Source organism: Cupriavidus sp. 05T41 (assembly GCF_056396525.1).
On sequence record NZ_JBFTLQ010000012.1, the window covers coordinates 1 to 19092 of the forward strand.

Sequence of the window (19092 nt, forward strand, 5' to 3'; positions counted from 1 at the left end):
GAGCAAGGCCCGCGCCCCGGTAGTGCGCCAGGGCCGCGAGCCGGTGCTGTCGGCCAAGTCGCTGCCGGTGACCCGCCAATCCAGGCCCGCCGCGGCCGCTCCGGTGGCGCGCCGCGTACCGCGTGCCGCCGCAGCCGGCAACCTGGCGGTGGCCAACGGCGACTGGGAATCCTTCTAAGGCCGTGCCCCGCAGGGCGGGGCACGATGCGGGCGGGAAAGACGCGGTGCAGGGCGGGAGGCTTCGGCCTACAATAACGCCCTTGTATCCCAAAACAGACATGAGCGGGGCCGCCTGGTGCCGTCTGCTGCCGTCGGGGGCCCGCGCCCGCGCCGGTGGCGCCGGCCCTGCACTCGATGTCCTTTCCCGCGTTCCTCTCCCCCCGCCCGCCCATGACCGCCGTCTCCCCGCCGTCGTTCCCGCCGTCTCCGCCTCCACTGTTGCCTGCCCTGCAAGCGGCATCGGCCTCCTCCCCGCAAGGCGCGGCAAACGGCGGCCAGCGCGACGGCCGCGCATCCGGTCCGCCCGCGGTGCCGCCGGTGCCCGTCATGCAGGTCATCTTCGGGCTGATGCTGGCGATCCTGCTGGGTGCGCTGGAGCAGTCGATCGTGGCCGTGGTGCTGCCGGAGATCGCGCTGCAGCTCAACGGCTTCGAGGTGATGGCGTGGGTGGTGTCCGCCTATCTGGTGGCGTCCACCGTGGTGACGCCGATCTACGGCAAGCTCTCCGACCTGCTCGGGCGCCGTTCGGTGCTGTCCTTCGCCATCGTGCTGTTCCTGCTGGCCTCGATCGCCTGCGCGCTGGCGCAGACCATGCCCCAGCTGATCATCGCGCGCATCCTGCAGGGACTCGGCGGCGGCGGGCTGATCTCGGTGTCCCAGGCGACCATTGCCGACGTGGTGCCGCTGCGCGACCGCGGCCGCTACCAGGGCTATGTGAGCGGCGTATGGGCCGTGGCCAGCATGGCCGGGCCGGTGATCGGCGGCTACCTGGCGCATTTCCTGTCGTGGCGCTGGATTTTCTGGATCAACCTGCCGCTGGCACTGATCGCGCTGGTGGTGGTGCGCCGCGCGCTCAAGCACCTGCCGGTGGGCGGGCGCCGCCACCGCATCGATTATGTCGGCGCGCTGCTGTTCGGCGGCGGCCTGACCGGCGTGCTGGTGTTCCTCACCCGCCTGGGGCAGGGCCAGTCGGCGCTGGCGCCGCAGACGCTGGGCCTGCTGCTGGCCGGCCTGGTCGCGCTGGTGCTGTTCGTGTGGCAGGAAAAGCGGGTGGCCGACCCGATGATCCCGCTGGCCATGCTGCGCGTGCCCACGGTGGCGATTTGCTGCATCACGCTGTTCCTGTGCTTCTTCCAGCTCATCGCGATGTCGGTGCTGCTGCCGCTGCGCTTCCAGGTGGTGGGCGGCGCGCAGGCCGACACCGCGGCGCTGCGGCTGGTGCCGCTGACCCTGGCCATCCCGTTCGGCGCCTTTATCTCCGGGCGGCTGATGACCCGGAGCGGGCGCTACAAGCCGCTCCAGCTGGCCGGCTCGCTGATCGCGCCGCTGGCCATCCTGGCGCTGGCCTTCGTCGATCCGCACGCGGTGGTGCTGACCGCCCTGGTGATGATCGCGCTCGGCCTGTCGATCGGGCTGCAACTGCCCAGCGGGCTGGTGGCGACCCAGAACGCGGTGCCCGCGCAGCAGGTCGGCGTGGCCACCGCGCTGACGGCGTTCTCGCGCATGCTGGGCGGCGCGGTGGGCGTGGCGGTGCTGACCACGGTGCTGATCGGGCTGCTGCGCCATGGCGGCATGGGCGTGTCGGACCTGAAGGGCGGCGAGGACATCCTGACGAGCATGTTCCACCGCGCCATGGTGGGCGGCGACGCGGCCGACGCCGGTGCCGTGCGGGCCGCCGCCGAGACGGCGTTCCGCATTCTCTTCGTGCTCAGCGCGGCGGTGTCGCTGGTGGCGCCGTTCCTGGTGATGCGCCTGCCGGAAGCGACGCTGCGCGGCAGCAAGACGACGACCGTCGCGGCCAGCATGGACTGACGTGGCGGGCAGGAGCCGGCAGCTTCACGGGCTGTCGGCCCCCGTCGCGCCTTTGCCGAGAAAGCCGAACTCGACCGGCGTCTTGGCATAGAACACCTGCACGTCTTCCTCCGCCAGCCGCGCGAACAGGCGCTCCACTTCCTCGCCGGTGGCGATGACGGTGATTTCTTCCGGCCGGTCGGCCAGTTCCAGGAAATGCCAGCTATGAAAGCGGCGGTCGTGGCCGATGCCTTCGGCCGCCACCAGGTGCGTGGCGCCGCGGATGCGCAGCTCGCGCAGGACCTGCAGCAGCCAGTGCGACAACTGCTTGCCGTGATGCCGGCGGTTTTCGATGGTGAAGAGTGTCAGCTGGAAGCCTTGCACGATAGCCCCCCTTGCGGGCCCCGCGGCGGCAGGCCCATGGCGCGACCGCGGCACGGATGCCTGGCGCCGGGCTGGGCGCCTGCCTGAAGTCTAGGCCAGCCGTGGGCCGGTCTCAGGTGTTCCTTCTGGCACACCTTGATGAATTTCTGGGGTAACCCTGGTCTCGTCAATACGTGAGACTGGCAGACTGGCCATAGACAAATTCGCGCTGGAAGGCGGCAGACGCCAATCGTTTCTGTATTGAGAACGCGGGGAATATCGCCGCCCATACCGCGCCCGCCACCGCGCCTTCGCATGATCGCGCCTTCAATCCTGCGTGTCCTGCGCGGCGGTCCCTTCGTCATCCAGCGCTTTCATGTTCTCCAGCAGCTTGAGCAAGTAGTGCAGCGTGTGGGTGATATCCCCTGTCGAGAAATCGGTCAGCGCCCGCGCGTAGTAGTCGCGGATCTTGGGCTGGGCCAGGCGTAGCCACACGTCGCGTCCGCTCTCGGTCATGGTGACCAGCCGCGAACGCCGGTCGCGTCCGTCGGGAGCCATGCTCAGGTGCCCGTCGCGCTCCATGCGGCTCACCAGGCCCGACAGGTTCTGCCGGCTCACCATCAGGTAGCGGGCGAGGTCGCCCACGCTCATTCCCGCGGCCGCCTGCGGTCGCGACAGCGCGCCGAGCACCGCCCACTGCTGCGTGGTGAGGCCCTCCGCCTCTACGGCTCTCGATCCCGTTTTATGCAACATATTTGCACATTGGTACAGGCGGAAGAACAACCTGTTCGCCATCTCCGTGCGTGCGGATGGCCCAAGTTCATCGTCAAATTCGGGGTTAACCATGGCTATTTCCTGATGAGGCGGGCTTGCATTGTTCCAGATGTCCTCCTAATATACGTCAACATATTTACCTATTTAAACGGTGCCGCGCGGCGCTTCAGCCGCACGATAGCACCCGGGACCCTGAAAGGAGAACATTGTGCAAAGACTTGAAGGCAAGACGGTCATCGTGACCGGCGGCGGCGGCGGCATCGGCGGGGCAAGCTGCCGGCGCTTCGCTCGCGAGGGCGCCGCGGTGGCGGTGCTGGACCTCAACCCCGAAGCGGCAGACCGGGTGGCGCAGCAGATCCGCGCCGAAGGCGGCCGCGCGGAGGCGTTTCGCTGCGACATCACGGATCGCGCCAGCGTGGACGCCGCGGTAGCCGCGGTCGTCGACAAGTTCGGTCCGGTCGACGTGCTGGTGAACAACGCCGGCTGGGATGTGTTCAAGCCGTTCACCAAGACCGAGCCGGCGCAATGGGACCGCCTGATCGCCATCAACCTGACCGGGGCGCTGCACATGCACCACGCCGTGCTGCCCGGCATGGTGGAGCGCAGGCGCGGGCGCATCGTCAATATCGCCTCCGACGCGGCGCGCGTGGGCTCGTCCGGCGAGGCGGTCTACGCCGCGTGCAAGGGCGGGCTGGTGTCCTTCTCCAAGACCATCGCACGCGAGCACGCGCGCCACGGCATCACCGTCAACGTGGTGTGCCCGGGGCCGACCGACACCGCGCTGTTCGAGGACTACAAGCAGGGCGCGGGCAACCCGGAAAAGCTGATCGAGGCGTTCACGCGTTCGATCCCGCTGGGCCGCATCGGCCAGCCGGACGACCTGCCCGGCGCCATCGTGTTCTTTGCCAGCGACGACGCTGCCTTTGTCACCGGGCAGGTGCTCAGCGTGTCGGGCGGCCTGACCATGAACGGCTGAGCCCGCACTCGCCAACGAAACCCTGGAGACAAGCACCATGAACTACGAAGACATCCTGTATGAAGTGCGCAACGGCGCGGCGTGGATCACCATCAACCGCCCCGAGAAGATGAATGCCTTCCGCGGGCGCACCTGCGACGAGCTGATCCACGCCATCAACCGCGCCGGCTACGACCGTGCCATCGGTGCCATCGTGCTCGCGGGCGCCGGCGAGAAGGCCTTCTGCACCGGCGGCGACCAGTCCGCCCACGAAGGCCAGTACGACGGCCGCGGCACCATCGGCCTGCCGATGGAAGAACTGCACAACGCCATCCGCGACGTGCCCAAGCCAGTCATCGCGCGCGTGCAGGGCTATGCCATCGGCGGCGGCAATGTGCTGTGCACCATCTGCGATCTCACCATCGCCTCGGACAAGGCCGTGTTCGGGCAGGTGGGGCCGAAGGTGGGCTCGGTCGATCCCGGCTACGGCACGGCGTTCCTGGCGCGCGTGGTGGGCGAGAAGAAGGCGCGCGAGATCTGGTACCTGTGCCGGCGCTACCCGGCCGCCGAGGCGCTGGCCATGGGCCTGGTCAACGCAGTCGTGCCGCACGGGCAGCTCGATGCCGAAGTGCAGAAATGGTGCGACGAGATCATGGAGAAGAGCCCCACGGCGCTGGCCATCGCCAAGCGCAGCTTCAACATGGACACTGCCCAGCAGAGTGGCATCGCCGGCATGGGCATGTATGCGCTCAAGCTCTACTACGACACGGAAGAATCGCGCGAAGGCGTGACGGCCTTCCAGGAAAAGCGCAAGCCGGACTTCCGCAGGTACGCGAAGTAAGCCGCGCGCCTCCACGGTACGCGCTGCACGCCCGCACGGCCCGGCCGGCGGGCGCGCGTCAATACAACATTCCGCAGGCCGCAGACATCATGAACCCCTATCTCGACGAAGACCTGGCCGCACTGGCCGACCATGCCCGGCGCTTTGCCACCGACCGCATCGCGCCCGGATTTCTGGAGCGCGACCGGACCCGCGTGCTGGACCGCGCGCTGATGCGCGACATGGGCCAGATGGGCTTCATCGCGCCCGAACTGCCCGAACAGTACGGCGGGCAGGGCCTCGGCTGCCTGGCGGCCGGCGTGATCCACGAAGCGGTGGCGCGCGCGGACCTCAGCATTTCCTACATCAACCTGCTGGCCTCGCTGAACGGGCAGATCCTGGCCCAGCATGCCGCGCCGGAGATCGCACGCCCCTGGCTGCAGCGCCTGACCCGGGGCGAAGCGCTGTTCGCCATTGCGCTGACCGAGCCGCGCGGCGGCTCCGACGCGGCCAGCCTGCGCCTGCGCATGGAGCGCGATGGCGACCACTACGTCCTCAATGGCGAAAAGACCTCCATCTCCGCCGCCGACCAGGCCGACGCCGCCGTCGTGTTCGCGCGCTCCGGCACGGTAGAGGCCGGCGCGCGCGGCGTCTCGGCGCTGCTGGTGCCGATGGACCTGCCGGGCATCACCACCAGCCGCTTCGATTGCCATGGCCAGCGCGCCATCGGCCGCGGCTCGATCTTCTTCGAGAACGTGCGCGTCCCGGTCAGTCACCTGCTCGGCAAGGAGGGCCAGGGCTTCGTGCAGGTGATGCAGGGCTTCGATTTCTCGCGTGCGCTGATCGGCCTGCAGGTGCTGGCGGTGGCCAAGGCGAGCCTCGACGAAACCTGGGAATACGTGGCGCAGCGCGAGGCGTTCGGCAAGCCGCTGTCGGCGTTCCAGGGCGTGTCGCATCCGCTGGCGGATTTCGAGACGCAGGTGACGGCCGCGCGCCTGCTGTGCCTGCAGACGCTGTGGATGAAGGACCGCGAACTGCCGCATACGGCCGAAGCCGCGATGTGCAAGTGGTGGGCGCCCAAGCTCGCCTACGACGTGGTGCACCAGTGCCTGCTGTCGTTCGGCCACGGCGGCTACGACCGCGGCCCGATGGAGCAGCGCCTGCGCGACGTGCTCGGTTTCCAGATCGGCGACGGCACCGCGCAGATCATGAAGACCATCATCGCCCGCACGCGCGCGGGCCGGGACGCGGTGCCGGCCTGACCTGCGCTTGCGCCATCCATGACAACGACAGCAACGAGGAGACACGCCATGGCATTCGACGCCATCCTGCTGCCACCGCGCCGCGCCGCCAGCATCGCGCAGGGCTTGTGGCCGGACCGCACCATCAATGATGCGCTGGACGATTGCGTGTCCCGCTGGCCGGACAAGACTGCGCTGAGCGCGGTGCGCGCGGAAACCGGCGCCACCGTGCGGCTGAGCTACCGCGAGCTTGCCGGCCGCGCGGACCGGATCGCCGCCGGGCTGGCCCGGCTCGGCGTGGGGCGGGACGATGTGGTGTCTTGCCAGCTGCCGAACTGGTGGGAGTTCACCGCGCTGTACCTGGCGTGCTCGCGGCTGGGCGCGGTGCTCAATCCGCTCATGCCGATCCTGCGCGAGCGCGAGCTGTCGTTCATGCTTCGGCACGCCGCCAGCAAGGTGGTGGTGGTGCCCAGGCGCTTCCGCGGGTTTGACCATGAGGGCATGCTCGAAGGCCTGCGCGCGTCGCTGCCGGACCTGCAGCACCTGCTGGTGATCGGCGGCGCCGGCGCCAATGCCTTCGAAGCCCTGCTGCAGGCGGGCGACGATGCGCCTGCGCCGCCAGTGCATCATCGCCCCGGGCCCGATGACATCACTCAACTGATCTACACCTCCGGCACCACCGGCGAGCCCAAGGGCGTGCTGCACTCGGCCAATACGCTGATGGCCAATATCGTGCCCTACGCGCAACGCATGCGCCTGGGCAGCGGCGACGTGATCCTGATGGCCTCGCCCATGGCGCACCAGACCGGCTTCATGTACGGGCTGATGATGCCGCTCATGCTCGGCGCCAGTGTGGTGCTGCTCGATACCTGGGAGCCGCGCAGGGCGCTGGAGCTGATCCGCGGGGAAGGCGTGAGCTTTACCATGGCGTCCACGCCGTTCCTCTCCGACCTGGCCAGGGCCGTAGCCGATACGGGCCTGGCGATCCCGACGTTGCGCACCTTCCTGTGCGCCGGCGCGCCGATTCCCGGCGCCCTGGTCGAGCAGGCGCGCGCAGCGCTCGGGGCCAAGGTGGTGTCGGCGTGGGGCATGACGGAGATGGGCGCGGTCACCACCACGCGCCTGGACGATGACGACGAGCGTGCCGTCAACACCGACGGCTGCCCGCTGCCCGGGGTGGCGGTGCGCGTGGTGGACGCAGCCGGTACGGAGCAGCCCGCCGGCGCAACCGGCAGGCTGCTGGTGCGCTCGTGCTCGAACTTCGGCGGCTACCTGCGGCGCCCGCACCTGAACGACACCGACGCCGACGGCTGGTTCGATACCGGTGACCTGGCCCGGATCGATGCGCACGGCTTCATCCGCATCGACGGGCGCAGCAAGGACGTGATCATCCGCGGTGGCGAGAACATTCCCGTGGTGGAGGTCGAGGCATTGCTGTACCGCCATCCCGCCGTTTCGCAAGTGGCCATCGTGGCCTACCCGGACGAGCGGCTGGGCGAGCGCGCCTGCGCATTCGTGGTGACGCGGCCGGGCTGCGCGTTCGACATGGCCGCCATGGCCGCCTATCTCAAGGCGCACAAGCTGACCCAGCAGTATGTGCCGGAGCGGCTGGTGGTGCGGGAGGCGCTGCCGTGCACGCCGGCCGGGAAAATCCAGAAGTTCCGCTTGCGCGAGGAGTTGCGCGGCTGAGGGCCGGCGGCCGGCAATTGGCTGTCGGCTGTCGGCTATTGGCTCTCGGCAACGGGAGCGGTTTGCCGCGAATCGCGCGGGTCGGCCGCCGGTTGCATCGGCGGCCGGCAAGCCAGCGGCTTCAGAAGCGCGTACGCAGTCCGCACGGCAACGTCGAATGATTTGTCGAGCGCAATCTTGCACCCGTTCACGCTGATCTGCCAGGCGTCCTGGCGCGTGAGCCGGCACGAGATGCTGCGGTCCTCCATGCTGTCGGAGAACCACCTCCACAACCGTGCATCATCCCGCTGGGCTGCTTCCGCAGCACGAAGCCTCGTCATCTCGAGGCGGTCATCTAAAGGCATGCTATCCACATAGTTTCGGGCGGCGCGGGCGCGGCCTTTGCAGGGCGTGCCGGCGTTCCTTGGCAGGCGCGGCGACCCGGCCGGAGCAGGCGCGCACCGCAACACACCCTGTTGTCTCCGGGACACCATCAGGCAAGCGGGATCCGGAGATCGAGCAGCCGCGTCTGCTCCGCGATGTAGTCGACGAACACCCGGACCCGCGCCGGGAGATGCTTGCGGCTGAGATAGCACACGTAGTGGCCGCTGTCGTCGGGTGCATGGCCGGCAAGGCAGTGCACGAGCTGTTCCGTGCGAAGCAGCTCGCGGATCTGGTAGGCCGCCAGCTGCGCAATGCCCTGGCCGCGGAGCACCGCCTGCAGCACCAGGTCCGCATCGTTGAATGTCAGCCGCGAAGGCGGCAGCAGCGTGATGCCAGCGCCGTCGGCCTTGAACTCCCAGCTCCGCACGCGGCCGCCCGCGGTCCGCAGGTTGATGCAAGGATGGCGGGCAATGTCGTCGATGGAGTCCGGCAACCCGTGCATGCGTGCATATGCCGGCGAGGCGCAGACCAGCATCTGCATCGGAATCAGCTGCCGGGCAATCACCTGGCTGTCTTCCATTCTGCCGTCGCGAAATGCGACGTCGATGCGGTCCGCCGCGAAATCGGCGGGGCGGTCGTCGAGCTGAACGTCCAGCGAGATTTCCGGGTACCTGGCGTGGAATCCGCAGAGCAGGGGCGCCACAATCTTGCGTCCGAACCCTGTCGTTGCCCGCACGCGCAGATGACCGCGCGGGGGGCCGTTGCGCAGCTCGCGCATGTCCCCGAGTGCCTGCGCGATGCGCTCGATGGCCGGACGGCAGTTGTCGTAGAACAGCTTCCCTTCGCGCGTCAGCGAGGTACAGCGCGTCGTGCGCACGAACAGCCGCGCGTCGAGTTGCGTCTCAAGCTTCTGCACGTTGCGGCTGACCGCGGAACGGCCGATCCCGAGGCGGACGCCAGCCTTGGCGAAGCTGCCTTCGCTGACGACGGCAATAAAGGCGATCACACCGGCGTAACTCGTTGCGAAACTGGTGGCGAGCGCATCGCCGGGCAAGTCCGGGGCGATAAAAGAAATATCCATGCCCGCAAGACGTTGGATACCGCCCGCGTGTGACAGGCGCCGGCTATTTTTCCGGGACCAGCACCGGTGCGTCCTTGTCCTTGATCAGCAGCACGACGAACTTGGCCGGCTTTGTGTTGCTGGCGTTCCTTCCCACCGTGTGCACGTCGTCCGGGCCTTCATGCCAGGTCTGGCCCGGCGTCAGGGTGACTTCCTTGCCACCCTTGACGGCCATGATGATCTTGCCCTCCAGCACATAGATGAAGGCATGCGCGTTGTGCCGGTGTACGGGATCCTTGCTGCCGGGCGGATAGACCACGGTGATCATCAGCGCCTCCTTGCCGGGGAATTCGGGCAAAGGCTGCGTAAGCACGGGCGTGACGATGGCGTCGTGTGCGTCGTGTGCGTCCTGTGCGGCGTTGGCGGACTGCACGCCCGCGAGCGAGGACAGCAGGAACAGCGCAGCCGTGAATCGCTTGGTGAACTTCATGGCATCACTCCAGGTTGGCCTTGTCCAGACCATACTCCTTGTCGGCCGAGCCAGGGGAGGTACGGAAGGCCACGTTGGCGCGGTTCCAGGCGTTGATCGCCATCACCAGGAACGTCAGGTCGGAAAGCTCCTTCTCCGAGAACTGCGTGAGCACGCGCTCGTAGAGCTCGTCCGGCACCCCATGCTCGGGAATCTTGGTCAGCACTTCCGTCCATGCGAGTGCCGCGCGTTCGCGCGGCGCGAACAACGTCGATTCGCGCCAGATGGCGAGGTGGTGCAGGCGCAGTTCGCGTTCGCCGTGAATGCGCGCTTGCTTGATATGCATGTCGACACAGAAGGCGCAGCCGTTGATCTGCGATGCGCGGATCTCGACCAGGTGGCGGATGTTCGGCTCGATCTTCGAGTCATTCAGCAGCATGCTGACTCCGATAAGCTTCTTGAGGAGCTCGGGGGATTGCTGCATGTAGTTCAGGCGTTGCGTCATGATGTTTTCCTGGCGAACTTGAAGATACGGCCCCGGAGGGCCAGGGCGCCGGCCATATCCGCCGGACACGACGAATCCTAGGTGTCGAAGCCGTGCTGCGCTAGATACGCCGCGGGGATCACATTGTTTCCCGTTCGGCACCAATCGCTTGCGTCCGACCATGCCCTGCGCATGGCGCGCGCGATTGCCGCGACAGCCGGCACCGGACAGGACGCGAGGCGGGCCGATTGGTGCGTGCACGGAAACGCGCCGCGCATGCGCGCAGGGCACCGTGCCAGGGTGGCGTGGACCTGCGGGTCGATCAGAAGCCAGGCGCCGGCACTTCCGGAATCTGGTTGCGCAGGCTCAGGTTCATGACGTTCCAGCCACGGATCGCCGCGATGGTGTACAGCAGTTCGGCAATCTCGGTCTCGCTGAATTGCTCGCGCAGCTCCGGGTAGACCGCATCCGTGTCGTCGCGATGCGGCAGTGCGTTGACGGCTTCCGCCCAGGCCAGCGCGGCGCGCTCGCGGGCGTTGAAGAACGGTGCTTCGCGCCAGCCGGCCACGGCATTGAGATGGCGCGGATCAAGTCCTTGCTTGACCAGGTCGCGCCAGTGCATGTCGATGCACATGCCGCAACCATTGATCTGGGATACGCGCAACTGCACCAGTTCCACCAGGCGGGGCCCGAGCGAGCTCTGCTTGACGGAGCCGGAGAGATTGATCATCGCCTTCAGGTTCGCCGGCGCCAGATTGAAGAAGTCCATACGTGCTGCAGTCATGATATTTACCTTTCGTCTTGTTTGGCAGGAGCCCTCTGCGCCTTGCTTATCCGTAAGACGGCGGGCAGGACACGCTTGTGACAGTCATGGCGAAAACTTCGCTGCATCGCGCCGGCAGGTCCGGTGTCCGCCCGGTGTCACAGGGCAACGCGCTGGCGCGTCTAAGGTGAATGTTCCTCATATGGCCCCTGGCTTATGGATATCGCAGAGACCTTCGCCGCGCTGAAAACCCGCCTGATCGGCATCGCCGATCGCATGCTCGGCATCCGTGCCGAGGCCGAGGCCGAGGACGTGGCCAGGGACGCATGGCTGCGCTGGCAGGAGGCTGACCATGCCCGCATGCCTTCCGCGCAGGCATGGCTGGTCACGGTCACGACAAGGCTGCCGATCGATCGCCCGCGTTCGCGCGGGCAAGAGCAGGCGGAGTACGTCGGCTGGTGGCTGCCGGAGCCGCTGGTCGAGCTTTGCGAAGACACCCCGCAGGCCGAGGCGGCACTGGCGAGCGATTTGTCCGGGGCGCTGTTCTGGGTCCTGGAGCGCCTCTCTCCCGACGAGCGCGCGACGTTTCTGCTGCGCCAGGCGTTCGACCTGGACTACGAGGAAATCGCCGCCGTCCTCGGCAAGACCGGCGCGGCCTGCCGCCTGATCGTGGACCGCGCCGGCGAGCACGTCCGCGCAAGCTGGCTGCGCTATGACGCATCCAGACAGGAACATCGCGCATTGCTGGCGCGCTTCATGGAGGCCGCCAGCGCCGGCGACTGTACGGCGATGCGGTCCATGCTCGAGCCAGACGCCGTCCTGGTTGCCGACGGCGACGGCAAGGGGCCATCGCGCGGGCGCGTCCTGCGCGGCGCGGCCCGGATTGCCGGCGTCTACCGGTCCGCCCTGCGCGCGGTACCGGGCCGGGTGCGCTACCGGGCGGCCCGCATCAACGGCATGCCGGGCCTCCTGCGCTATGTGGACGGCAAGATCGAATCGGCACACGCCTTGAGCATCGACGCGGGGCGCATCGCCACGATCTACGTCGTGCGCAATCCCGACAAGCTTGCGGGGGTCCCGTCCTTCTAGGCTGTTCGTCTAGAGACTAGAGAACGATGTGGCCGTCCGACTCCGGCTCGGGCGACACGGGCTCGTCGCCCAGGAGGTTCATCAGTTCGCATTCGATCTGCCGGCAAATCCGTGTGATGGGCACATCGTTGGCGTTTCCTTCGAACGGGTTCTCCGTGCTTTCGCCCACCTGTTCCAGCGCGAGATACATCCAGGAGATCATCGCGCTGAACGGAATGACCAGCCAGATCATGTTGCCGTGCATGATCCCCGTAACGCGCTCGCTGAGTTTCTCGAACTCCGCGAGGATGCCGAAGGGAAGCAGCAAGCAGAAGGAACGTACAAACAGGACATTGATGACTGCGTATTGCCTGGGATACGGATACTCCTTGATACGCTCCGCCCTGCCTTGTTGCTGGAAGCACTCCCGGAACGTCCGTTGGAATTCCATATAGAAAGGGTGGCTGATCTCGCCGGCGGCCAGGAGTCGCTTGACCGCCGCGGCCTGCGCGCCCAGCAGGCTGGTTGCCTTGTTGTCGGCTTGCAGAAGCGACGCAAGCTCGGCCGGCGGCAGGTACGGCGCAAGCGCCTGTTCCAACGGCATCTCCCACTCGGAAATCCGGTAGTACTTCCGGTACTCCACGTTGAAGATCTTGTCGGCGTTCTCCCAGACCCTGGGGCTTCTCAGTTGGTAGCGCAGCGCCGTCAACCATGCACAATGCCGCAGCACCAGTTCCCGGCCGGCCGTTGGCGTCGCCGGGAAGTCCCGGCAGATGACGGCCAGGAAACGGCTGCCGTTCAGGATGTCAGTCCAGATCTCTTGCGCCTCCAGTGCCCTGTTGTAGGTCTGCACGTTCTTGAAGCCGACGATGAACGACGTGGCCGTGCCCAGCAGCACGACAACCGGCAGCGGGATCGACAGCCATTTCAGCCCGAGGAACTGATAGAGGAAAATGGGCAGCGCACCGCATACGAGCAAGGCATAGATCTGCCTTCTCGACCAGAACACGAACTCGGACAACGTGTACGACTTTCCCAGGTGCATGGTATGCATCTCGCGGCAGTGTGGCAGCGCGCAGGGCCGGGGTGCGGGCCGCCGGCAAGGAATCCGGAGGCAGCCCGGCGGCCACAGGTGCGCCCGCCGATCTGCTCCCGAGGGACCGGTCAGCTACGCAGGAAGGCCAGCAGATCCTGGTTGAGCTGATCCTTGTGCGTCTCGGTCAGGCCGTGCGGCGCGCCTTTGTAGATCTTCAGGATGGCATGCGGGACCAGCGTCTTCGACGCGCGCCCGCCCACATCGACCGGCACGATCTGGTCGTCGTCGCCGTGCACGATCAGCGTCGGCTTGTCGAACTTCTTCAGGTCCGCGGTAAAGTCCGTTTCCGAGAACGCGCGAACCGAGTCGTAGGTGTTCTTGAAGCCGCCCGTCATGCCCTGCAGCCACCATGATTCGATCATCCCTTGGGATGCCTTTGCGCCGGGACGGTTGAAGCCATAGAAGGGCCCGCTCGCGATGTCCCGGAACAGCTGCGAGCGGTCTGCGATCATCGCCGCGCGGATCCCGTCGAAGGCCTCTATCGGCACGCCGCCCGGGTTGGCGGCGGTCTTGACCATCAGCGGCGGCACCGCCGAGATCAGGCCGATCCTTGCCACGCGAGCGCTGCCGTGGCGGCCGATGTACCGGGCGACCTCGCCGCCCCCCGTCGAGAAGCCGATCGCCGTCACGTTCTTCAGGTTCAAGGTATTGATGACCGTGGCCAGGTCGTCGGCGTAGTGGTCCATGTCGTTGCCGTCCCAGGGCTGGCTGGAACGGCCGTGTCCGCGCCGGTCATGCGCGACCACGCGGAAGCCGTTCGACGCAAGGAAGAATGCCTGGCTTTCCCAGCTGTCCGAGCAAAGCGGCCAGCCATGGCTGAGCGTGACTGCCGGGCCGCTCCTGGGGCCCCATTCTTTATAGTAGATGTCGACGCCGTCTTTGGTGGTGATCCTGTCCGCGGACTGGTTTCCGGCCGCGCCACGAACGGGGGCTGACGTGGGCACGCGGCCGGTGGCGGCCGCTGCGGCGGCCGGAAGGACGGTTGCGATCGTTGCCGCGGCGCCGCCGAGCATCAGGTTTCGCCGGCCTGCGCCGTCGGCAGAGAGGAGAGGTTCACGCTTCATGTTTCATGCTCCGGTGGTGATTGGCATCGCGATCGCTGTCGATTCACCGGGCCCTGGCCGGCCGGCCGGGCGAAGGGAGACTGTGCCGTTGACGGGGTAACGGCGCGAATGGAACGATGTACAGCGAGGTGGCCCGTCGCAAAATGCGTTGCGCGGCAAGGAACGCATCGTACGAGTGCCGCCGTCCCGGCGGTAGATACGCACAGGGGCTCATGCTGTTGTCCGGACGGCACCAATCCGTGAGCGCCGCGCACGGCTGCGTGCTTGCGCCGCCGCTTGTCTTTACGCGAAAGGGATGGCCGCGGAAGACGGCTGGTGCGGGCGGGAGCGCCCCCGACGCCCGCCAGCCGCGGCCGCCCGGACCCGGTCAGCGCGCTAGCCGAGCAGGCGCGGCAGCTCGGCCGCGATGTTTGTGCGGGCCGCCGCGAGCGCCTCGGCCACGGCCGTGTCGCCGAAGACGAGTCCCTGCAGCAGCACGAACTTCACGTCGTGGATGCCGATCGCGGCGAGCGCGTGGCGCAGGTATGGCGTCAGGAAATCCGGCTGCCGTGCGCGCTCGCCGGCAATGTGGCCGCCGGAGCCGACCAGCACGAATGTCGGCCGGTCCCGCAGCAGCCCGACCTTGCCGGCCGGCGTCGCGGCGAATGTGCGGTGGATGCGCAGCACGTAGTCGATCCACAGCTTGAGCGAGGCCGGCACGGTGAAGTTGTGCATCGGCGTGCTGATGACCAGCAGGCTGGTTTCCTCGAGCTCGCGGATCAGCCGCTCGGACCACGCCAACGCCGCGGCGTCCGGCTTGCTGCCCGGTGGCATCGTGATGGCGCTTGCGTAGGCCTTGTCGATCGCCGGCGGCGGCTCTTGCGCGAGGTCGCGCACGATCAGCGGGAAGTCCGTCGCGCGCGGGCCGTGCGACTCGCGCAGGCTGGCAATCAGTTCGCCGGCCAGGCGGTGGGCATGGCTCGCGGCGCCATGCGGGCTGGCATTCACGTGCAGTGCGCGCATCATGCCTCGCTCCCTTGCGACAGCGCTTCGACGAAGTGCATGCCGCGTGCCAGCAGGCCCTGGCGGAAATAGAAGCGCTGCGCGAGTGCCATGTGCAGCCCGGTATCGAGCACGAAATGCGTGCAGTCCCGTGCCACGGCCTGTTGCCGCGCCGCGTCCAGCAGCCGCGCGCCGAGGCCGGAGCGCTGCAGCGATGCGGCCACCACGAGGTCGTCGACGTAGACGAAGCGGCCGTAGATCAGGTTTTCCTGCAGGCGGTAGCCGGCCAGGCCGAGAATCTCGCCGTGCTGGCGCGCGGCCAGCAAGCGGTAGCCCTGGGCGTGCTGCCGCTCGAGCTGGCTGGCGAAGGCTTGCGCGTCCCGCAGGTGCGGCCGCAGCGCCTTCATGACGGGGAAGGCGGCCAGCCAGTCTGGCCGGGATTCGAGATGCTGGATGTCGATGGGTGCGTTCATGCTGGTTCCTTTAAGCGCGTACGGCCAATGTAGCGGGGCCGCGGTACACCTTCCAGAGCCAAGAAACGGCAAAACGACTAGGCCATCCGACTAGGCCATCCGACTAGGCGATCTGCCTGCCGCCGCGGGCGCCGCGGGTGGCGCCGGCATGTCCCAGCAGCCCGGACAGGTCGCGCGCCGCGCGCCTGACCTCGCGCTCGGTGCGCTCGCGCAGCGCGGGATCGCGCTCGAAGCGGATATCGGGGCCGGCCACGCTGATCGCGGCGACGGTGGCGCCGCTGGCATCGAACACCGGCGCCGCGCAGGAATCGATGCCGGGCTCGAACCCGGAGAAGCTCCACGCGCAGCCGCGCTCGCGGTCCGCCGCGAGCACGTCGCCCAGGCGCGCGTAGGTGGCCGGGCTCTGCGGCGTCGCCGTGGCGAGCGGCTCGTCGCCGAGGCAGGCGCGCAGGGCGCCGTCGGACAATCCCGCCACCAGCATGCGGCCCGGCGTGGTGAGGTGCGCGGGCACGCGGCTGCCCACCTGGATATTGCTGACCAGCGACGTCTGCGGCATGTCGCGCAGCAGGTAAAGCACATTGCCGTCGTCCAGCACGCACAGGTAGGCGGACAACTGCAGCGACTCGCTCAGGCTGGCCAGCACGCGCCGCGCGAAGACGGTGAGGTCCTTGCCGGCCAGCACGCGGGCGCCGAGCTTGAGGAAATCGAAGCCGGGCTGGTGGCCGCCCTGCGGCAGCCGCTCCAGCATGCCCTCGTGCTCGAGCGTGTCGAGCAGACGCATGACGGTGACGCGGTTGACGTCGATGCGCCGGCCGACTTCGCTGAGGTTCGCGGTGGAGCCGCCCTCGGCCACGAAGCGCAGCAGCCGCAATGCGCGGATCACGGGGCCGACGAGTTGCGGCTTGTCGTCGTCACCGGTGATCTCGGGGGCCGCCGGCGCGGCGGTCTCGGTCTCGGCCGCGGATGGCGCGGCGCTCTGGGCTGGCTTGGATGTCTTGCGCATGGATCCTGGTGGGCGGGTCGCGGTGCGGCCCCGCCGAATCGCTTCAGCCGAGCGCAACCTGCCACGCATTGTAGTCGTACACCCAGTCGGCGTTGCCGCCTTCCTTGAGCCACGCATTGCTGCGCGAGCCGATCTGCACGCGGCTGGTCCGTGCGTGGCGCGCGGCCTGGTAGCGCGCCAGCGCGGCCGGGACGTCACCGTCCTGCGCATCGGCCAGGCAGCGCGCGAGTACCACGCCATCCTCGATGGCCATGCCCGCGCCCTGTGCCATGAACGGCATCATCGGGTGGCACGCATCGCCCAGCAGCGCGATGTGGCCCGCCGACCATCGCGGCAGCGGGTCGCGCACGTACAGCGCGGAGATCAGCACGTCGTCGCAGGCGTCGAGCAGGGCGCGCGCCTCGGGGTGGAAGCCGGCATACGCCGCGCGCACATCTTCCACGCGGCCCGGCGTGGTCCACGATTCATGGCGCCAGGCGTCCTGCGCCACCGTGGCGAAGATGAAGATCTCGCGTCCGCGGTTGAGCGGGAACGTGACGATCTGCGAGGTCGCTTCCGGGCCCCACCACTTGGTGAAGGCCTGCAGGTTGGGCACCGACAGGCGCTCGGCCGGCACCACCGCGCGGTAGGCCACCACGCCGGTGAACACCGGGTGCTCGGGCCCCAGGATGGCGGCGCGCACGGCCGAGTGGATGCCGTCGGCGCCGATCAGCACGTCCACGTCTTCCTGCGTGCCGTCGGCAAAGCGCAGGGTGGCGCCGGCTTCGCGCGGGATGATCTCGGTGGCCTTCTTGCCCAGCTTCACGCACGCGGACGGCAGCGCGCCTTCGAGCGCGGTCATCAGGTCGCCGCGGTGCATGGTGAGCTGCGGCGCGCCGTAGCGGATCTCGGCCTCGTCGCTCATGGCCAGGCGCGAGGTCTCTTCGCCGGTATCCCACTGGCGGCTGATGCGGTGGGTGGGGCGCGCGGCGGTCTCGCGCAGCGCGTCGCCCACGCCTAGCCCGTCCAGCGCCAGCACGGCGTTCGGCGTGAGGTTGATGTCGGCCCCGACGCGCGCGAAGCGCGCCGCCTGCTCGAACACCACCACGTCCTGGCCAAGCTTGCGCAGCGCAATCGCCGCGGCCAGTCCGCCGATGCCGGCGCCGTTGATGCCAATCTTTCGTGAAGCCATGATGCTCTTTCCTTTTCCGGGGCGTCGCGGGATGCGGTCAGTTGCGCGTGGCGCGCTGTCGCCGTGCGATGTCCTGACCTTGTTTATGTTCAAAAATGAACGTAGCGTTCATAAAAGAATATTAAGGTGCGACGGCGAAGTCAATCCGGGGGTTTACGCGTAGATCGTGGGACAGGCGCGAGCGCGTGCAGCGGCGGGCGCACGTGTGCGCCGCCGCAAGACGAGGCCTGCAGGGAGGGATGCTGCCGCTCAGGAGGCCTGGGCCGACGCCACGGGTGCCGCTTTGAGCGCGCGCCGGCGCGCGCGGGCGGCCAGGCCGTTGCCGAGCGCCCAGCGCAGCGTCGGTGCCAGCATGCGCATGCCCGCCAGCGAGACCGGCAGGCGCAGGGCCGCGGCGCCGTGCAGGCCGAGCTCGCGCTGGGCCCAGCGCGGCAGCAGGGCAATGCCCGCGTCGGCCATGATGCGCACCGCCGGCTTGAGCAGCGGGCTGGCCACGGGCATCGCCATGACCAGCCGCACCACTTCATGTGTGCGCTCGCTTACCACCAGTTCGGGGCGCATGCGCTCCAGGTAGGCCGCGATGGCGGCCGCGCTGCGCGGCACGCCGGTGGCGCCGAGCATCTCGGCAATGCGCGCGGTCTCGTCGTAGTAGCGGTCCTGCTCCGCCAGCGGGAGCGGGCCGACATAGCGCAGGTAGGCCCCGAGGAAGCTCGAGACCTCGGCCACGTGGACCCAGGTGAGCAGCGCGGGGTCGTCGGCGGCGTAGGGGCGGCCGTCCGGCGCCGTGCCCTTGACCTGGGTGTGGATGCGCCTGACGCGGTCGATCAGCGCCAGCGCGTCGGCGCGGTTGCCATACGTGGTGCCCGCGATGAACTGCGCGGTGCGGCCCAGCCGGCCCTGCATGTCGGTGCGGAACGTGGAGTGGTCCCACACGCCGGCCAGCGCCAGCGGGTGCAGCGTCTGCAGCAGCAGGGCGCTGACGCCGCCGGCCAGCATCGCGGGAAAGTCCGCGTGCACGCGCCAGCAGACCGCGTCCGGGCCGAACAGGCCGGGGTCGCCGGGCGGGTTGTCGTAGTCCAGGCTGAGACCGGAGTTGCTGCGCGTGAGGCCGCGCACCTGCGCGCCCGCGCGGGCCCGCAGGCGGTTGAGCAGGCGGCGGGGCAGGGGGCCGGCCTCGGGGATGGTGGGGGGCGTGCCGGGTTGTTGGCCTTGCGAGCCGCTCATGAGTTGCTGTCTGTCCTTGTC

General features: G+C 68.3%; 20 protein-coding genes. 6 read left to right on the forward strand and 14 right to left on the reverse strand.

Annotated elements, in window-relative coordinates; all coding sequences use genetic code 11:
- Nucleotides 1-546 precede the first annotated feature (546 nt).
- Nucleotides 547-2031: an MDR family MFS transporter gene (locus AC1DKV_RS09740; RefSeq protein ID WP_441613963.1), complete on the forward strand. Its 1485-nt coding sequence runs from the start codon at nt 547-549 to the stop codon at nt 2029-2031.
- A 24-nt stretch (nt 2032-2055) separates the two neighbouring features.
- On the opposite strand, the gene AC1DKV_RS09745 is transcribed toward AC1DKV_RS09740, so the two are convergent.
- Together AC1DKV_RS09745 and AC1DKV_RS09750 are read right to left on the reverse strand one after the other, a co-directional pair.
- Nucleotides 2056-2394, reverse strand: coding sequence for a DUF190 domain-containing protein (locus tag AC1DKV_RS09745; RefSeq protein WP_441613964.1), 339 nt, complete (start codon nt 2392-2394; stop codon nt 2056-2058).
- A gap of 306 nt (nt 2395-2700) precedes the next feature.
- Nucleotides 2701-3219 carry a MarR family winged helix-turn-helix transcriptional regulator gene (locus AC1DKV_RS09750; RefSeq protein WP_441613965.1) on the reverse strand — a complete coding sequence of 173 codons (519 nt, stop codon included), beginning with the start codon at nt 3217-3219 and terminating at the stop codon, nt 2701-2703.
- Nucleotides 3220-3355: 136 nt separating this feature from the next.
- Between AC1DKV_RS09750 and badH the strand changes: the two genes are divergently transcribed.
- The 4 genes from badH to aliA all read left to right on the forward strand — a co-directional run bounded on the left by badH (nt 3356) and on the right by aliA (nt 7852).
- Nucleotides 3356-4123 (forward strand): 2-hydroxycyclohexanecarboxyl-CoA dehydrogenase, encoded by a 768-nt coding sequence (badH, locus tag AC1DKV_RS09755; RefSeq protein ID WP_441613966.1) that lies wholly within the window; start codon nt 3356-3358, stop codon nt 4121-4123.
- Between the two features lie 37 nt (nt 4124-4160).
- Nucleotides 4161-4943, forward strand: a complete 783-nt coding sequence (gene badI, locus AC1DKV_RS09760) for a 2-ketocyclohexanecarboxyl-CoA hydrolase (protein ID WP_441613967.1) — start codon at nt 4161-4163, stop codon at nt 4941-4943.
- 89 nt (nt 4944-5032) lie between these two features.
- A complete protein-coding gene (gene aliB, locus AC1DKV_RS09765; protein WP_441613968.1) occupies nt 5033-6184 on the forward strand; it encodes a cyclohexanecarboxyl-CoA dehydrogenase in 1152 nt (383 codons plus the stop codon).
- A 48-nt stretch (nt 6185-6232) separates the two neighbouring features.
- Nucleotides 6233-7852: a cyclohexanecarboxylate-CoA ligase gene (aliA, locus tag AC1DKV_RS09770; RefSeq protein ID WP_441613969.1), complete on the forward strand. Its 1620-nt coding sequence runs from the start codon at nt 6233-6235 to the stop codon at nt 7850-7852.
- Nucleotides 7853-7887: 35 nt separating this feature from the next.
- Here the strand turns inward: aliA and AC1DKV_RS09775 are convergent, their stop codons facing one another.
- The 5 genes from AC1DKV_RS09775 to AC1DKV_RS09795 form a co-directional block, all read right to left on the reverse strand.
- A complete protein-coding gene (locus AC1DKV_RS09775) occupies nt 7888-8196 on the reverse strand; it encodes a hypothetical protein (RefSeq protein ID WP_441613970.1) in 309 nt (102 codons plus the stop codon).
- 128 nt (nt 8197-8324) lie between these two features.
- On the reverse strand, nt 8325-9296 hold the full coding sequence (locus AC1DKV_RS09780) for a LysR family transcriptional regulator (protein ID WP_441613971.1): 972 nt from the start codon (nt 9294-9296) through the stop codon (nt 8325-8327).
- 43 nt (nt 9297-9339) lie between these two features.
- The gene (locus tag AC1DKV_RS09785) at nt 9340-9765 is read right to left on the reverse strand and encodes a cupin domain-containing protein (protein ID WP_441613972.1); all 426 of its coding nucleotides are present in this window, start codon (nt 9763-9765) and stop codon (nt 9340-9342) included.
- 4 nt (nt 9766-9769) lie between these two features.
- Nucleotides 9770-10249, reverse strand: a complete 480-nt coding sequence (locus AC1DKV_RS09790; protein WP_441613973.1) for a carboxymuconolactone decarboxylase family protein — start codon at nt 10247-10249, stop codon at nt 9770-9772.
- A gap of 301 nt (nt 10250-10550) precedes the next feature.
- Nucleotides 10551-11012 (reverse strand): carboxymuconolactone decarboxylase family protein, encoded by a 462-nt coding sequence (locus tag AC1DKV_RS09795; protein ID WP_441613974.1) that lies wholly within the window; start codon nt 11010-11012, stop codon nt 10551-10553.
- Between the two features lie 195 nt (nt 11013-11207).
- Here AC1DKV_RS09795 and AC1DKV_RS09800 point away from each other — a divergent pair, with 195 nt between their 5' ends.
- Nucleotides 11208-12080: a sigma factor-like helix-turn-helix DNA-binding protein gene (locus AC1DKV_RS09800; RefSeq protein ID WP_441613975.1), complete on the forward strand. Its 873-nt coding sequence runs from the start codon at nt 11208-11210 to the stop codon at nt 12078-12080.
- A 16-nt stretch (nt 12081-12096) separates the two neighbouring features.
- Here AC1DKV_RS09800 and AC1DKV_RS09805 read toward each other — a convergent pair whose 3' ends face one another.
- From AC1DKV_RS09805 to AC1DKV_RS09835, 7 genes are all read right to left on the reverse strand, one after another.
- Nucleotides 12097-13104 carry a bestrophin family protein gene (locus AC1DKV_RS09805; protein ID WP_441613976.1) on the reverse strand — a complete coding sequence of 336 codons (1008 nt, stop codon included), beginning with the start codon at nt 13102-13104 and terminating at the stop codon, nt 12097-12099.
- A gap of 119 nt (nt 13105-13223) precedes the next feature.
- Entirely contained in the window at nt 13224-14219 is a 996-nt protein-coding gene (locus AC1DKV_RS09810; protein WP_441649728.1) for an alpha/beta fold hydrolase, read from the reverse strand.
- 375 nt (nt 14220-14594) lie between these two features.
- Nucleotides 14595-15221 carry an FMN-dependent NADH-azoreductase gene (locus AC1DKV_RS09815; RefSeq protein WP_441614072.1) on the reverse strand — a complete coding sequence of 209 codons (627 nt, stop codon included), beginning with the start codon at nt 15219-15221 and terminating at the stop codon, nt 14595-14597.
- Nucleotides 15221-15673 carry a GNAT family N-acetyltransferase gene (locus AC1DKV_RS09820; RefSeq protein ID WP_441643211.1) on the reverse strand — a complete coding sequence of 151 codons (453 nt, stop codon included), beginning with the start codon at nt 15671-15673 and terminating at the stop codon, nt 15221-15223. The genes AC1DKV_RS09815 and AC1DKV_RS09820 overlap by 1 nt, the downstream gene beginning before the upstream one ends.
- A gap of 103 nt (nt 15674-15776) precedes the next feature.
- Nucleotides 15777-16676, reverse strand: a complete 900-nt coding sequence (locus tag AC1DKV_RS09825) for an IclR family transcriptional regulator (RefSeq protein ID WP_441613979.1) — start codon at nt 16674-16676, stop codon at nt 15777-15779.
- A 43-nt stretch (nt 16677-16719) separates the two neighbouring features.
- Nucleotides 16720-17847 (reverse strand): FAD-dependent monooxygenase, encoded by a 1128-nt coding sequence (locus AC1DKV_RS09830; protein ID WP_441613980.1) that lies wholly within the window; start codon nt 17845-17847, stop codon nt 16720-16722.
- Between the two features lie 249 nt (nt 17848-18096).
- Nucleotides 18097-19071, reverse strand: coding sequence for an oxygenase MpaB family protein (locus tag AC1DKV_RS09835; protein WP_441613981.1), 975 nt, complete (start codon nt 19069-19071; stop codon nt 18097-18099).
- Between the last annotated feature and the right edge of the window lie 21 nt (nt 19072-19092).